Annotated in this window: 11 protein-coding genes; 2 read left to right on the top strand and 9 right to left on the bottom strand. The window is 71.2% G+C overall.

Annotated features, from left to right (window positions below):
• Positions 1–26 precede the first annotated feature (26 nt).
• Genes QE393_RS09820 through QE393_RS09805 form a run of 4 tightly spaced genes read right to left on the bottom strand, consistent with a single transcriptional unit; the run spans position 27 to position 6393 of the window.
• Positions 27–3041: an efflux RND transporter permease subunit gene (locus QE393_RS09820; protein WP_310043229.1), complete on the bottom strand. Its 3015-nt coding sequence runs from the start codon at positions 3039–3041 to the stop codon at positions 27–29.
• Positions 3042–3044: 3 nt separating this feature from the next.
• Entirely contained in the window at positions 3045–4142 is a 1098-nt protein-coding gene (locus tag QE393_RS09815; RefSeq protein ID WP_273806232.1) for an efflux RND transporter periplasmic adaptor subunit, read from the bottom strand.
• A gap of 14 nt (positions 4143–4156) precedes the next feature.
• The gene (locus QE393_RS09810) at positions 4157–4942 is read right to left on the bottom strand and encodes a MipA/OmpV family protein (RefSeq protein WP_310043228.1); all 786 of its coding nucleotides are present in this window, start codon (positions 4940–4942) and stop codon (positions 4157–4159) included.
• Positions 4939–6393 (bottom strand): TolC family protein, encoded by a 1455-nt coding sequence (locus QE393_RS09805; RefSeq protein ID WP_273806234.1) that lies wholly within the window; start codon positions 6391–6393, stop codon positions 4939–4941. Before QE393_RS09805 ends, QE393_RS09810 begins: the two co-directional genes overlap by 4 nt.
• Positions 6394–6489: 96 nt before the next feature.
• Here QE393_RS09805 and QE393_RS09800 point away from each other — a divergent pair, with 96 nt between their 5' ends.
• Both QE393_RS09800 and QE393_RS09795 read left to right on the top strand, forming a co-directional pair.
• On the top strand, positions 6490–7164 hold the full coding sequence (locus tag QE393_RS09800) for a response regulator (RefSeq protein WP_273806235.1): 675 nt from the start codon (positions 6490–6492) through the stop codon (positions 7162–7164).
• A gap of 117 nt (positions 7165–7281) precedes the next feature.
• On the top strand, positions 7282–8331 hold the full coding sequence (locus tag QE393_RS09795; RefSeq protein ID WP_310043223.1) for an ATP-binding protein: 1050 nt from the start codon (positions 7282–7284) through the stop codon (positions 8329–8331).
• 54 nt (positions 8332–8385) lie between these two features.
• Here the strand turns inward: QE393_RS09795 and QE393_RS09790 are convergent, their stop codons facing one another.
• The 5 genes from QE393_RS09790 to QE393_RS09770 form a co-directional block, all read right to left on the bottom strand.
• Complete coding sequence (locus tag QE393_RS09790; protein ID WP_310043221.1) at positions 8386–8940, bottom strand: ProQ/FinO family protein; 555 nt, start codon at positions 8938–8940, stop codon at positions 8386–8388.
• A gap of 395 nt (positions 8941–9335) precedes the next feature.
• Positions 9336–10781 (bottom strand): aldehyde dehydrogenase family protein, encoded by a 1446-nt coding sequence (locus QE393_RS09785; RefSeq protein ID WP_310043220.1) that lies wholly within the window; start codon positions 10779–10781, stop codon positions 9336–9338.
• Positions 10782–10834: 53 nt separating this feature from the next.
• Positions 10835–12022: a hypothetical protein gene (locus QE393_RS09780; RefSeq protein WP_310043219.1), complete on the bottom strand. Its 1188-nt coding sequence runs from the start codon at positions 12020–12022 to the stop codon at positions 10835–10837.
• Between the two features lie 22 nt (positions 12023–12044).
• Positions 12045–12665, bottom strand: a complete 621-nt coding sequence (locus QE393_RS09775) for a class II aldolase/adducin family protein (protein WP_273806240.1) — start codon at positions 12663–12665, stop codon at positions 12045–12047.
• 8 nt (positions 12666–12673) lie between these two features.
• The gene (locus QE393_RS09770) at positions 12674–14155 is read right to left on the bottom strand and encodes an aminotransferase class III-fold pyridoxal phosphate-dependent enzyme (protein ID WP_310043217.1); all 1482 of its coding nucleotides are present in this window, start codon (positions 14153–14155) and stop codon (positions 12674–12676) included.
• Between the last annotated feature and the right edge of the window lie 6 nt (positions 14156–14161).

Raw genomic sequence — 14161 nt, 5'->3', positions numbered from 1 at the left:
GGACAGCCACGCCGCCGGTGCCTCGTTCAGCTGTCCTGGTGCCGGCCATACAGCAGGGCGTAGAGCACCGGGATCAGCCCCAGGGTCACCAGGGTGCCCAGTGCCAGGCCGCCGATCATGCTGATGGCCATGCCGGTCCACAGCGGACCGGCAAAGAGCATCAGCGGGATGAGGCCGAGGATGCAGGTGAGCTTGGTCATGATGATCGGCCGCAGGCGCTCGCCGGCGGCGTCGAGCAGCGCCGGGACGAGGGGCTTGCCGGCCTGGCGTTCGGCTTCGATGCGTTCGAGCAGCAGCACCGCGTTGTTGACGATGATGCCGGCCAGGGACAGCAGGCCGAAGGTGGCCATGAAGCCGAAGGGATGGCCGCTCAGCCACAGCGCCAGGGCCACGCCGATGAGGATGAAGGGGATGCTGGCGACGATGATCAGCACCTTGCGCCAGGAATCGAATTGCCAGAGGAACAGCAGCAGCATGGCCACGGCGGCCAGTGGCAGATAGCGCAGCAGGGCGTCGTTGGCGGCGGCGGAATCCTCGCTCTCGCCGCCCAGCTCCAGGCGGTAACCGGGTGGCAACTGCAGGGTGGGCAACTGGGGCGCGAGGGTGGCGACCAGGGTCGCGGCGGTCATACCGGGATTGCGGACGCTGACCGTGAGGGTGCGCTGCAGGTTGCGCCTGACCTTGACCCCGGCCTCGCTGGCCAGCTCGATCCGGGCCACCGCCGCCAGTGGCAGCGGTGCGCCGCCGTCTTGGGGATAGACCAGCAGGGTGCCCGGATCCCCACCGCGGGGCGTGCTGCGCGCGGCGATCTCGACCGGATACTGGCCGTCGCGGAGTTGGGCGCCGCTCAGGCCGTCACCGGCCAGTTGCAGCGCCTGGGCCAGGTCGCGCCGGTCGAGTCCGGCGGCGCGGGCCCGGGCCGGGTCGACCTCGACCTGGTAGCGCAGCAGCCGCGGACCCCAGTCGTCCTGGATGTCGCGGGTCCCGGGGACGGCGGCGAGCAGGTCGGCCAGGTTGGCACCCAGCTGACGCAGGACCGTCTCGTCCGGACCGCTCAGGCGATAGACCGCCAGGCCGCTTTCGGTGGTGCCCAGGGAAAAGCGCTTGGGTTGGGCGCGTACCTCGGGATAGGCCCGGGTCAGCTGCTCGCCGACCCGGGCCATGACCTGGGCGAGATCGGCGTCCGGGCGGGTGGTGACGGTGAAATAGGCGACATTGGGACCGGGCAGCGGCGGATTCAGGCCCAGCACGATGCGCGGTCCGCCCTCGGCGACGTAGCCGATGCTCGCGGCGATATCGGCATCCTCGCCTAGCCAGCGGCTGAAGCCCTGCATGAGTTCCAGGGTACGCTGGGCCGAGGTGCCCGGTTCCAGCTGGAGGGGGATCTGGAACTGGTTGCGATCCGAGGGCGGCAGGAAGTCGTAGGGCAAGCTGAGCAGCTTGAGGGTGGCCAGGGTCAGCAACCCGAGCATGGCCAGCAGATAGGCCAGCCGATGCTGCAGCAGGACCTCCAGCAGGCGGCGATAGCCGCGGTGCAGGGCGCTGTCGGTGCTGGTACCGCCATGGCTGGGGTCCGGCACCAGGCGCAGGCAGAGTAGCGGCGTCACCGTCAGGCTCAGCGCCCAGGAGCCCAGCAGGGTCAGTGCCAGCACCACGGCCAGGGACCTCAGGTATTCGTTGGTGCTGGTCTGGCCGAGAAAGAAGGGCGAGAAGGCCAGGATGATCACCAGCGAAGAGGTCAGCAGCGGGATGGCCAGGGTCCGGCCGGCGGCCTCGCAGGCGGCGCGACGTTCTTCGCCCGCGCGCAGGCGCCGTTCGATGTCCTCGGCGATGACGATGCCGTTGTCCACCAGCAGCCCCAGCGCCAGGATCAGCGCGGCGATGGACACCGTCTGCAACTCGATGCCCAGGGCGCGCATGACCAGCAGGGTCGCCAGCACCGTGAGCGGGACGATGGCGCCGACGATCAATCCCAGGCGCCAGCCCAGGAACAGCATGACCACGGCCATGACGATCACCATGGTTTCCATCAGCACGTGCTGCATGCGCGCCATGGCGTGGTGCACCACCTCGGCCTGGAAGGTCACCCGATGCAGGGCGAAGCCGGTGGGCAGGGTGGTCGCCAGTTCCTCGAGCCGGTCGTGCAGCGCGGCGCCGAAGGCTTCGACGTTGCGGCCCGGGGTCATGGCGATGCCCAGCACCAGGGCGCGTTCGCCTCGATAGAAGGCGGCGCTGCGCACCGGTTGCGCGGACTCGATCCGCACCTGGGCCAGCTCGGCCAGGGGCACGGCGCGGCCTTCGGCCAGCTGGATCGGCACGGCGCGCAGCGCGGCGGGATCGGCCAGTTCGCCGCTGATGGCCAGGCTGAGCACGCGTTCTCCCGCGCGCAGGCTGCCGCCGCTGACCAGCTCGTTGCGGGTGCGCAGTTGCGCCAGTAGCGCCTGGGGCGACAGGTCCAGGCGGGCCAGCGCCGTGGCGTCCAGGGTCAGGACGACGCGCTCGTCCTGCAGGCCATAGAGGGCGATACGGTCGACCCCGGGCAGGCCATAGAGGGCGCGGCGCAGGCCTTCCACCTCGCGACGCAGTTCGCTCGGCGAAAAACCGGGCGCGGTCACGGCGATGGACGCCACCGCCACCCGGCCGAAGTCATCGTCCACCAGCGGGCCCTGGATGCCCTCGGGCAGCCCTGGCGCCACCTCGGCGACCTTGTTGCGGACGCGCTGCCAGAGCGCCGGCAGGTCCTTGATCTCGTCCCGGGCGGTGAGCTGGATGATGGCCTGTCCGGGTCTCAGGGTGGTCACCAGGGTCTTGAGTTCGGGCAATTCGCGCAGCCGGTCTTCCAGCGGCTTGGCCAGCAATTCCTCCACCCGGTCGCTGGGCAGGCCGGGCAGGGCAACGCTGACCAGGGCGTCGCGCACGGTCACGCTGGGTTCCTCCTGGGACGGAAAGCCGAGAAAGGCATAGATCCCGCCCAGCAACAGGGCCAGGGCGATGAAGAGCACCAGGCGACCCCGGCGCAGGGCGAAAGCGGTCAGGGACATGGCCTACTCCCCCGTGAGCAAGGTGCTGGGCTGATAGGGCAGCACCTGCTCGCCGGCGCGCAGGAATGCCGCGCCGGCCACCACGATCTGCTCGCCCTCGGCGAGGCCGCTGGCGATCAGCGCCTGGCCCTGCTGCAGGGCCGCCACCGTGACCGGGCGCGGCTTCACCTGCCGCGTTTCCGGCTGGTAGACGAAGACCTGCCCCGCGCTGCCGCGCTGACCGGGCAGCAGCGCGCCCAGGGGCACCGCCAGCTGGGCCTGGACCGGCAGCGGCAGGCGCACGTCCAGCAGACTGCCGCTGGGCAGGGCCGGCGCCCCCTGGTCGAGGGCGAAGACCGCTTCCTGCAGCAGGCCCTGTTCGGCGCGCGGCGAAAGACCGACCAGCTGGAGCGCCAGGGGCTTGCCGTCGCGCGTGGCATAGGCCTGCGCCTGGGCGCCGGGCGTCAGCCCCTGGGCCAGGGCGGCTGGTACCTGCACCACCACCTGGCGTTCACCCTCGGCCTGCAATTCGAGCAGGGTCTCGCCCGCGCCCAGCAGTCGCAGCGGCTCCGGCGCGCGCAGGACGATCTGGCCCGCGAAGGGCGCCACCAGCCGGGTCTCGGCCAGCGCGCGGCGTGCCAGCGCCAGCTCCGCCTCCGCGCCTCTTTGCTGCGCCTGGGCCGCGCCCAGGGCGGCGTCGGCGGCTTCCAGCTCGGCCTTGGCCAGGTTGCCCTCGGCGAACAGCTGCCGGGCCCGTTGTTGTCCGGCGCGGCGCTGGTCCAGGTCTACCCGGGCGGCCTGCACCCGGGCGCTGGCCTGGTCGAGGCGCAGACGCGCCGGCTCGCCATCCTGCTCGGCGAGCACCTGCCCGGCCGCGACCCGCGCGCCCACGTCCACGGCCACCCGCAGCACCCGCCCGCCATTCTCGAAGGCCAGCGCCGTGCTGCGTGGCTGGCGCACCAGGCCGGGCAGCAGCGGCGCCTGGGCCGTCAGCCGGGCGACCGGCGCGAGCTTGACGGTGCGCAGGGGCACCGGACCGGGGCGTTCATCCGGTGAGCAGCCGCCCAGCAGGGGCAGCAGCAGGAGGAGGGTGAGGGCGGAGGTCAGGCGCGGGCCGGGCATGGCGGGCTCCAGGATCAGAAGCTGTAGGTCAGGGCGACTTGGGCGGTGGTGGCGGTGGCGCGCTGCCGCAGCGGGCTGTCGCGTGCCTGGTCGCCGTAGTAGGTGGTGGTCAGGGTCGCCACCGAACTCCAGTGCGGATCGAAGGTGTGCAACCAGTTCAGCGCGGCGGAATAGGCATGGATGCCCTGGTCGAGACGCGCCGGGGCGAAGCCGCTGGCGGCGCTCTGGGCGGCGGTGACGCCGAAATAGGTCTGGTTGAAGCGGCGGTCGCCGGCGTGGGCGTCGAGATCCAGCGCCAGGGTGTCCTGGTCGGTGTGCAGGCCTATGGCTTCCACCCCCAGCCGATAGCGAGAGCCGCGCCGGGCGCCGGCCAGCCGCCATTCGCCCTCGGCGTTGAGACTGAGCCAGGGCGCCAGGGCCTGGCTCAGGGTGAGGTCCAGCACCGTGGCGCCGTCGACCTCGCCCATCCCCCGCAGCCGGTCGGCGCCTGGCCGCCAGGCGTTGTCGCGGTCATCGCGGCCGACGTCGTAGTTGAGGGCGCCGCTGAGGGTCAGCCCCCGGGCCGACTGCCATTGCAGGCCGAGGCCGCGACTGGTGTCGGCAAAGAAGGGGCCGCGCTGGACCACCATCAGGGGCAGCAGCTGCGGCCGATAGTCGGCCGAACCCAGGTAGCGACTGACCGCGCCGGCCACCAAGCCGAGGCTGACATCGGTGTGGTCGCCCCAGGGCGAGGCGTCGGCCGCCTGGCCGGCCAGGGGCGTCAGGCAAAGCAGCAGCGGCAGCAGGGCGGTGCGGGTCATGGCAGGTCCTCTCGGGTGGCGGAAGGGTGATCCAGGCCGTGCAGAGCGCGGTACAGGCGCAGGCGATTGAGGCGCAGGGCCTGCTCGGTCCGGCGCAGCGTCTCACTGGCGCGCAGGTCGTCGAGGCCGGCCTGCAGGCTGGCGCCGGGATCGCCAGCCCCGGCCTGCCACTGGCGCGCCAGGCGCTGGCGGCGCTGGTGGCTCAGCTGCAGCTGGGCGTCCAGGGTCTGGCGCTGCGCGAGCAGCAGGCGGCGCTCCTCCAGGCCGTCGGCCAGGTCGCGAAAGGCGTCCTGCAGGGTGCGCTCGTAGGCGGCCAGGGCCAGGTCGCGAGCGGTCCTGGCCGCATCCAGGTTGGCGCCGTTGCGCCCGCCGTCGAGCAGCGGCAGGGACAGCGACGGCGTCAGCAGTCGCAGCCCCTGCCCGGCGCTGAACAGATCCTGCAATTGCGGACTGGCCAGGCCCACCGCGGTGCTCAGGCGGATGCTCGGGAAAAAGGCGGCGCGGGCCGCGCCGATGCTGGCGTTGGCCGCCTGCAGACGTTCCTCGGCGGCGCGCACGTCGAGACGCTCCAGCAGGCGGCTGGAAGGCAGGTCGGCCAACTCGCCGGGCAGCTCCGGCGGAGGACCGGCGAGGGCAGGCGCAGCGCTGGGGGAGGGTGCCAGCCGGTAGCCGGTGACCCAGGCCAGCGCCCCATAGGCCTGGGTGCGCTGACCCAGCCGCTGTCGCACCTGCTGGCGCGCCTCCAGGGCAGCCTGGGTCAGGGGCTCCAGTGCGGCCGGAGCCAGGTCGCCGGCGGCGATGCGCGCCTGGGTGCGCTGCATCAGCTGGTCGCTGAGCGCGGCCATGGCCTGGGCGCTGGCGACCTGGGCATCGGCCTCGCGGGCCAGCAGGAAGAGGCGCGCCACCTCGACCACCAGGGCGCCGCGCGCGGCTTGCTGGCCATAGGCACTGGCCAGCAGCTGGTGGCGGGTTTCTTCACCCAGGCTGGCCACGCGGCCGAAGAAGTCCAGTTCGAAGGCGTCCACGCCCAGGGTGGCGGTGGCCAGGTCCTGCTGGTAGCGTTCGTCCAGCGCCGGATCGGCGAAGCGCTGACGCGGACGCTGCACCGCCAGGCCCAGGGTGGGCCAGCGCTCGGCCTGGCGGGCTCCCAGCTGCGCCCGCGCCTGCTCGACCCTGAGCTGGGTTATCCGGTAGTCTCGATTGCCCGCCAGCGCCTGGCTCGCCAGCTCTGGCAGGAGGGCTTCAGCGCTGACCGCGGCCAGCAGTTGGCGCTCCTCCGGACTGAGGTCGACGACCGCCGCGGGCGTAGCGTCCGGGCGTTGCCACTGCCCCAGGTGCGCGGGCACCGGCAGTGCCGGCCGCTGGTAGTCGGGAATCAGCGAGCAACCGCTGAGGCCCAGCAGGCTGACCAGCAGCAGCGGGCAGGTGACGGAAGCGGCGAGTGAAGGCATGGCAGGCAGACCCAATGCAAGGCATGGGTCGCAGCCTAGGGACGCCGAATCAAGATTCCTTCGGCGAATTGTCGAGATTCGATCAAGAGAGCGGACGTGGGCGACAACCTCATACTCATCGTCGAAGACGACGCCGACAGCGCCAGCGTGCTGGAGGCCTACCTGCGGCGCGACGGCTTCACGGTGATGCTCGCCGAGGACGGCCGCCAGGGGCTGGACCTGTTCCAGCGCGAGCGACCCGACCTGGTCCTGCTCGACATGATGTTGCCGCGCCTTGGTGGCACCGAGGTGCTGGCGCAGATCCGCCGCGCCGGGGATACCCCGGTGATCATGGTTACCGCCATCGGCGACGAGCCGGAAAAGCTCGGCGCCCTGCGCTATGGCGCCGACGATTACGTGGTCAAGCCCTACAACCCCAAAGAGGTGGTGGCGCGGGTGCACGCGGTGCTGCGCCGCTGTCATCAGGCGCCGCGCGATGATCGCTGGCTGCGCCATGGGGCCCTGACGGTGGATCTGGAGAGTTTCAGCGCCACGTTCGAGGCGCGCGTCCTGGAGCTGACGCCCACCGAATTCGGCCTGCTCGCCACCCTGATGCGCACTCCGCACAAGGCCTTTACCCGCGAGGAATTGCTGGAGCGCTGCCTGCCGGAGAGCGAGGCCCTGGCGCGGGTGGTGGACACCCACCTGCACAACCTCAGGCGCAAGCTGGAGGCGGCGGGCATTCCCGGCGTGCCGGTGACGGTACGCGCCATCGGCTATCGCTTTTCATGAAGCGCCAGGCCCCGCTGGGGCGCTGGGTTGGCTGGCGCATGAGCCTGCTGGCTCTGGGCGCGGTGCTGCTGATCGCCGCCGGCATGTACCCTCTGGTTTCTCTTCGGCGACTGGTGGGTGCTGCGCCAGGTGCCCCAGGCGGCGCGGGCGGAAATCCTCCAGCTGCGCGCCGATCCGCAGGAGCACGAGGCGCGGCTCTGGGCGCTGTTCAGCCACTACTATCCGGTGCGCTATTTCCTGCCCGGGATCGCCAGCCGCGACTGGTGGGTGCTGGCGGGCCTGGTGCTGGCGGCCGTGCCCTTGATCCTGCTTGCCGGCTTTCGGCTGTCACGCCCGCTGTCGAGCCAGTTCTCCGCCATCGCCGCGGCGGCGCGGCGGGTGGCGTCGGGCGATCTGGACACCCGGCTGGAGGTAGCCGAGACGGCACCCGCGGAGTTGCGCCGCCTGGCGCTGGACTTCAACAGCCTCACCGCGCGGTTGCAGCAATACGAACGCGACGTGCGGGATTCCAGCGCCATCCTCGCCCATGAGCTGCGCACCCCGCTCAACGCCGCCTCGGTGCGGGTGCAGGGCATCCTCGACGAGGTCTTTCCCGCGGATGCCCGCCAGTTGCAGATGGTCAAGCGCCAGCTCGACCTGCTCAACACCCTGGTCGGCGACCTGCATACCCTGTCGCTGGCCGAGGCCGGACAACTGGCGCTGGACCAGCGGCCCTTCGCCCTGGCGGCGCTGGTGGAAGAGCGACTGGCCTGGTTCGCGCCCCAGCTGCAGGCCGAGGCGATACGACTTCGCCTGGAGCTCGATCCCCGCCAACGGCTGTATGCCGACCGCGATCGCATCGGCCAGTTGCTCAACATCCTGCTGGAAAATTTCCTACGCTATGGCGCCAGCGGCGGCGAACTGGAGATCGTCCAGCGGGCCCTCGCCGAAGGGCTGGTGCTGGAATTCCGGGATCGCGGCCCGGGCATCGCCGAAGCCGACCGCGAGCGGGTCTTCCACCGCTTCTGGCGCGCCGACAGCTCCCGGGCACGTCACCTGGGCGGCAGCGGCCTGGGCCTGTCCATCGCCCGCGCCATCTGCGCGGCGCATCAGGGCCGCATCGTCGCCCTGGGGCGCGAGGGTGGCGGCACGGTCATGCGGATCGAGTTGCCGGGAAGGCGGTCCTAGCGTGGCAGGCGTCCGGAACGACTGCCCCTGTCAGGGCGACAGGGGCAGCGGGTCTCAGGCGGAGGCGTCGTCCGCGGGAGCGGCGATAGCCTCGACCGCTGCAGGCGCCTCAGCTTCGACCGGCGCGGCGGTGTCCGCCTTGGCCTTGGCCTGCTCACGGCGGGCCTGGGCGCGCTGGCGGCGTGCCTGCTGCTTGGCATAGACCGCCTGGGACGCGGTCACGGTGCCAGCCGGCTGGCCATCCAGATCCAGGCGCGGGGCGTTTTCGGTCATGGCCGCCCAGTAGCGGGTGCCACGGCACCAGGTGGCGATCGACTGCTTGAGCTGGTCACCGGTGATGCCCAGGCGCTCCAGGTGCTGCTCGGCGTCCTTCAGGATGCCTTCCTTGAGCGGCACCTTGGGGGCCGGATTGACCGGAAAGGCCAGCGGGAAGTGCTTTTGCAGACGGCGGATGCCTTCGACCACCGGATCCTGCTCGCGGGGCTTCTGCTCGCGGGGCTTGGCTTTCGGTGAAGGTCTCCGCGCCGGCCGCTCGTTGCTCTCGGTCTTTACCTGCGCTTTTTCGGCCCGCAGGCGGTCGCGTAGTTCAGCTAGTTGCTCAAAGCCCATCGTTCAGCTCACCGCTCCAATAGAATTCACGTGCAAGGGTAACCCATGCCGGGCTTGGACCGCGCCGATTGCAGATTGGCACGCCCAAGGCTGGCGGCCCGTCATTCTAAAGGCTGGTTTGCCGCTCGTGCATCCTCGGCAGCGTCATTCCCGGCGGATGGTGCGCCCTGCCGGGCGTTTTCTCGATCCTGTACGAACGTCGCCGAGCGCAGGTGAGGCGAGTTGAAACGACCACGGGGAGTAAAGGCCCAAGGCTGCTTGAAGGGTGAGCGCTCACCCATCAAAAAGCGGAGGAAGCGCAGTGTAGGTGCGGTAAAGGAGCATTCCGACCGGGCTGGCGATCCAGGGCTTTTCAACGAAGCATCGCCGATGCGCAGGCACTTCTCGTACTGGACCTAGCCGCCTCCAGTCAGGCGCGACACCCATTGCGCCAGCCGCAGCTTGAACGCCGAATAGGGCGGCAGCAGCAGACGAACGGCCAGCAGCGGACCGGCGGCGAGCACGCTGCGCTCGTGGGAAAAGGTGCGAAAACCCGCCTGGCCATGGGCGCTGCCGCTGCCAGAGTGGTTGACGCCGCCAAAGGGCAGGTGCAGCTGGGTGTACTGCTGCATGCACAGGTTGAGGCCGACGCTGCCGGAGCTGGTGCGAGCGACGACCCGTCGCTGCACCGCGCGATCGCGACTCCAGAGATAGAGCGCCAAGGGCTTGGGACCGGCGTCGATGCGCTGCAGCACCTCCTCCAGGTCGTCGTAGGCAATCACCGGCAAGAGCGGACCGAACAGCTCCTGGCTGTCCAGGGGGCTGTCGACGGCCGAGCAATCCAGCAGGGTCGGGGCGAGATAGCACCCGGCCGCATCGTGCGCACCGCCATGGATCAGCTGCGCGCCGGCGGCCCGGGCCTGTTCCAGCAGCCCGATCAGCTGGCTGGCGTGGCGCGGGTGGATGAGCCGGGCGTAGTCGGGGCTGGCGGCGGCATCGGTGCCGTAGCGCTGCACCAGCAGGGCGCGACAGCGCTCCTTGAAGGCTGGCAGCAGGCGGCGGGCGACGAAGACATGGTCGGGGGCGACGCAGGACTGGCCGGCATTGAGGAACTTGCCCCAGAGCAACAGTTCGCAGGCGGCGTCCAGATCGGCGCTGGCGTCGATGATCGCCGGCGACTTGCCACCCAATTCCAGGGTCACCGAGGCCAGGTGCCGGGCGGCGGCCTGCATCACCAGGCGGCCCACGGCCGTGGAGCCGGTAAAGAAGAAGTGATCGAAGGGCAGCGCCAGGAGCGCCTGGGCGGTGGTGACGTCGCCTTCGCAAAAGGCCACGGTGTCCGGGGTGAAGGCCTCGGTCAGCAGCTCGCGCAGTACCGCATTGACCGCCGGGGTGAATTCCGAGGGCTTGAGCATCACGCTGTTGCCGGCCGCCAGCGCCGATACCAGCGGGCCGAGCAGGGTGGAGACCGGGTAGTTCCAGGGGCCGATGATCAGGCAGCGGCCGCGTGGCTGGCTGTGGATGTGCGCCGGGCAACCGAGGGAGGTCAGGGTCGGTCGCACCCGCCGCGGCTTCATCCAGCGGCGCAGGTGGCGGCGCGCGTGCTGGATCTCTTCCAGCACCGGCATGATCTCCGACAGTTCCACCTCCACCTCCGGCTTGCCGAAGTCCTGGCGAAAGGCCGCATAGAGCGCCCCACGCCGCGCCACCAGGGCGCCCTGCAGGCGCTGCAGCAGGGTCAGCCGCTCGGCGGCGCTGGAACCGCGCAGGGCCAGGGCGCGTGGTCCCTGGGCGGCGAACAGTCGCTGCAGGGTCTCGGGGTCGACCAGGGCGGGAGCGGGATCGGGGAGGGGCGCATTCATGGCAGCAGTCCGCAAGGGGCAGGAAGGAGGCGACGCGGCGACGACGGCAGTATTCAGCCTGGGCGTTGCCAGCGCCAGCGCGGTACCGGCCGGAAGCCGGGGGCACTGAGGGCGAGCAGGGCCGCCAACCCCAGGGCCAGCAGGGCGAGCAAGGCGCTGGTCAGGGCGGCGGGCCGGACCGCGGCGCCCTGCAGCCAGAGGGACGCCAGCGCCGGGCCGGCGGCGCAGCCGAGCAGTTGCAGCGAAGGCACCAGGGTGGCGACGCGGCCACTGGCGTCCAGCCGCAGCGCCAGGCTGATCTGGAAGGGGGTGAGGGTCTGCCAGAGAAAGGTGAAGGCCAGGCACAGCAGCGCGAAGGTCAGGTGCGCCCCTGGTGCCAGGCCGTAGATCAGCGCGGCGAGGCTGCCCAGCAACAGGGTCGCCAGGATCAGGGTGGCGGCGGCCGGCAGCCAGGCCACCAGGGCTGCACCGGCCAGGCCACCAAGCAACTGGGCGGCAAAGCTCGCGGCGATCAGGGTCTGGGCCTGGCTGGCGTCCAGCCCGAGGGCTTCGCCATAGGGCTCCAGATAGGCCCAGAGCGCACCAACCGCCGCCAGCTGGCAGCCGACGAAGGCCAGCAGCAGGGCCTGGGGCAGCCGCCAGCGATGGCGGACGGGCACGCTGCCAGCGATCTCCAGCGCCGCCAGCCGGCGGGGCAAGGCGGCGGTCAGTGGCAGGGCCAGGGCGGTCACGCCGGCCAGCAGCCGGAAGCCGCCGGGGCTGCCCAGGCGCGGCAGGATCCACAGCGCCAGCAGGGCGGCCAGCAGGCCCTGGCAAAAGGTCTGCAGCGCCATGAACAGGCCGGATAGGCGCTCGGCGGCGGGCTGGCGCACGATCAGCGCGACCGCCGCCCAGAGCAGCAGGCCTTCGCCGAGGCCGGCGAGGGCGCGCAGGCCGAGCAGCAGCAGATCACCGCTGGCCTGGGCGCTGGCCAGGTCGGCGGCGATCGCCAGCAGCGTCGCCGGTACCAGGACGGCTGGCAGCCCCAGGCGCGGGCCCAGGGCCTCGCCAGCGATGACCCCCAGGCCCAGGGCGACGATCTCGCCCATGGCCACCAGGCCCAGGCCATCGAGGCTGGCCCGACCGCTGGTGAACAGCTCGCCGAGCAGCAGCGGCTGCAGGCCGAGGATGAGCAGGGCCAGGGACCCCAGCAGCAGCGCGGCGCAGACCTGGCGGGGCGGAGAGGGCGAGGTGACGGTCATGGGCTCTACCTTCGAAGAGTAACTAGTAACCGCGGCTTTCCGCCGGCAGCCGGCCCTGGCGGAAGGCCTCGGCGGCGGCGCGCTGGTCGCGCTGGAGCCGGCGGGTGGCGATCAGCACCACCCACCAGGGCAGGCGGGTGAGCACGGCGCCGGTGGCCTGGGCCAGGGTGTAGGCCTTGGCGCATTTCTCGAACAGCTCGGCATTGAGGGCGGCGCGGCTGGCGGTGGTCCCCAGGCACAGCGGGTGGCCGCCGAGCAGCTGGACGTTGCCCTGGTCGGCCAGGGCTTCCGCCAGGGCGTCGCCCCTGGCCACCGCGGGCGCCATCCGGCCCAGGTGCCGGGCCTGCTCGTCGAACAGCTGCGGCAACTGGCCGCCGAAGTCCGCCACATGCTGCCCATAGCGCCCGGCCCCCTGGATGATGGCGCCGACATCCGGTCGCGAGCGGTAGACGAGTGCGTGATCGAGGGCGCCGCCGCTGCTGCGGGTCAGCTCGATCTCGCAGGGGGCGGCATCGCCCAGGGTGCCGTACCAGAGGCTGCCCGCCCCCGGTATGCGTACCGACAGGGCCAGGGCCGAGCGTTCGCCCTGGCGGGCCAGGCGTTGCTGCAGATCCAGCCATTGCTGGCGCAGTTCGGCTTTCATGGGCGGCCTCATACCAGTTGGAAGACCCGGTCGAAACGCTCCAGGGCGTCGTCGATCACGGCGTCGGTGTCGGCCAGGCTGGTGTAGATGCGGCTGCCGGCCAGGGTGATGAGGCCATGGGCGGTGTAGGCGGCGCCCATCTCTTCCATCATGTGCTTGCGCGCCTTGGCTTCGTTGCGCACCCGCAGCAGCTTGAGCGGGTTGCCGGTGTCGAGCAGCAGCACGCCGGAGGTCTGCAGATGGACGATGGAGCCCAGGTTGTAGGCGACATAGGGCAGGTTGCGGCGCTCGATGATCTCGTCCAGCCCTTGGCGCAGCCGATCGCCGGCACGACCGGCCTGGCCGGCGGCGTCGAGGCGCTGGATCTCCTTGAGGGCGTAGTAGCCGGCCACGCAGCACAGCGGATTGGCCGACAGGGTGCCGCCGACGAAGGCGCGCTTCGACGAGGTGCCGATGCCGCCCACCAGCAGCTGCATGACCTCGGCCTTGCCGCCCAGGGCCCCGGCCATGGGATAGCCGCCGGTGAGGCATTTGCCGAGCACGGTGAGATCCGGCAGCACCTTGAAGTAGCCCTGGGCACCGCCCATGCCGGCGCGAAAACCGGTCACCACCTCGTCGAAGATCAGCAGGGCGCCGAATTCGTCGCAGAGCTTGCGCACCTCGCGATTGAACTGCGGATGCACCGGGCGGGTGCCGCTCTCCGGGCCGAAGGGTTCCACCAGCACCGCCGCGGTGCCGCCGCGCAGGCGATTGAGTTGCAACCGCCGGCGCAGGGCGTCGAGGTCGTTGGGCGGGCTTTCCTGGGTGTGGGCGGTGGCGCCCCGGGGAATGCCGAGGGCCTCCATGCGCCCGGTGCCGGGCAGGCGCATGCCGTACACCAGCTGATCGCTCCAGCCGTGATAGGCCCCGCCGATCTTGATGATCCAGCGGCGCCCGGTATAGGCCCGTGCCAGGCGCACCGCGGCCATGGCCGCCTCGGTGCCCGAGCCCAGCAGCCGCACCTGGTCGATGCCGGGCACGCTCTGGCAGACCAGTTCGGCGAGCTTGACCTCGTATTCGTGCAGCAGGCCGGTGACCGGGCCGCACTCGGCGAGGATGCGCTGGACCTGGTCGCGCACGCCGGGATGATTGGAGCCGAGCAGGGTGGGGCCGCCGGCCTGGAGGAAGTCGATGTACTGGTTGCCGTCGACGTCGGTGAGGTGGGCGCCCTCCGCCCGGGCGATGGCCAGGGGGAAGGGATGGTTGAACGCCAGGTTGTGCTGGATGCCCCCGGGAATGAAGCGCTTGGCTTCTTCGGCGAGCCGCCGCGAGCCCTGGCAGCGCTCGTCGAAATAGCCCATGACCTTGGCCAGCGCCTCGCGGCGCAGCGGGCGCATGGGCTGTTTGACCAGGGCGTCGAAACGGCGATAGAGCGTCTCGGTATCCGGCCAGGCGGAAATCGCCGGCGGCGTGGGCACCAGGGGCGGCGGGGTGGTCAGGGGCTGGTTCATGGCGGA

The organism is Pseudomonas sp. SORGH_AS_0211, from assembly GCF_031453455.1.
GTDB classification, from domain to species: domain Bacteria; phylum Pseudomonadota; class Gammaproteobacteria; order Pseudomonadales; family Pseudomonadaceae; genus Chryseomonas; species Chryseomonas aestiva.
This window is presented reverse-complemented; position numbering and strand designations above follow the sequence as displayed.

What these genes read in the sequence shown, in the direction of transcription:
- QE393_RS09815 (WP_273806232.1), bottom strand. Translation starts at nt 4,142, where the DNA reads ATGCCCGGCCCGCGCCTGACCTCCGCCCTCACCCTCCTCCTGCTGCTG.
- QE393_RS09780 (WP_310043219.1), bottom strand. Translation starts at nt 12,022, where the DNA reads ATGACCGTCACCTCGCCCTCTCCGCCCCGCCAGGTCTGCGCCGCGCTG.
- QE393_RS09790 (WP_310043221.1), bottom strand. Translation starts at nt 8,940, where the DNA reads ATGGGCTTTGAGCAACTAGCTGAACTACGCGACCGCCTGCGGGCCGAA.
- QE393_RS09785 (WP_310043220.1), bottom strand. Translation starts at nt 10,781, where the DNA reads ATGAATGCGCCCCTCCCCGATCCCGCTCCCGCCCTGGTCGACCCCGAG.
- QE393_RS09810 (WP_310043228.1), bottom strand. Translation starts at nt 4,942, where the DNA reads ATGACCCGCACCGCCCTGCTGCCGCTGCTGCTTTGCCTGACGCCCCTG.
- QE393_RS09805 (WP_273806234.1), bottom strand. Translation starts at nt 6,393, where the DNA reads ATGCCTTCACTCGCCGCTTCCGTCACCTGCCCGCTGCTGCTGGTCAGC.
- QE393_RS09775 (WP_273806240.1), bottom strand. Translation starts at nt 12,665, where the DNA reads ATGAAAGCCGAACTGCGCCAGCAATGGCTGGATCTGCAGCAACGCCTG.
- QE393_RS09770 (WP_310043217.1), bottom strand. Translation starts at nt 14,155, where the DNA reads ATGAACCAGCCCCTGACCACCCCGCCGCCCCTGGTGCCCACGCCGCCG.
- QE393_RS09820 (WP_310043229.1), bottom strand. Translation starts at nt 3,041, where the DNA reads ATGTCCCTGACCGCTTTCGCCCTGCGCCGGGGTCGCCTGGTGCTCTTC.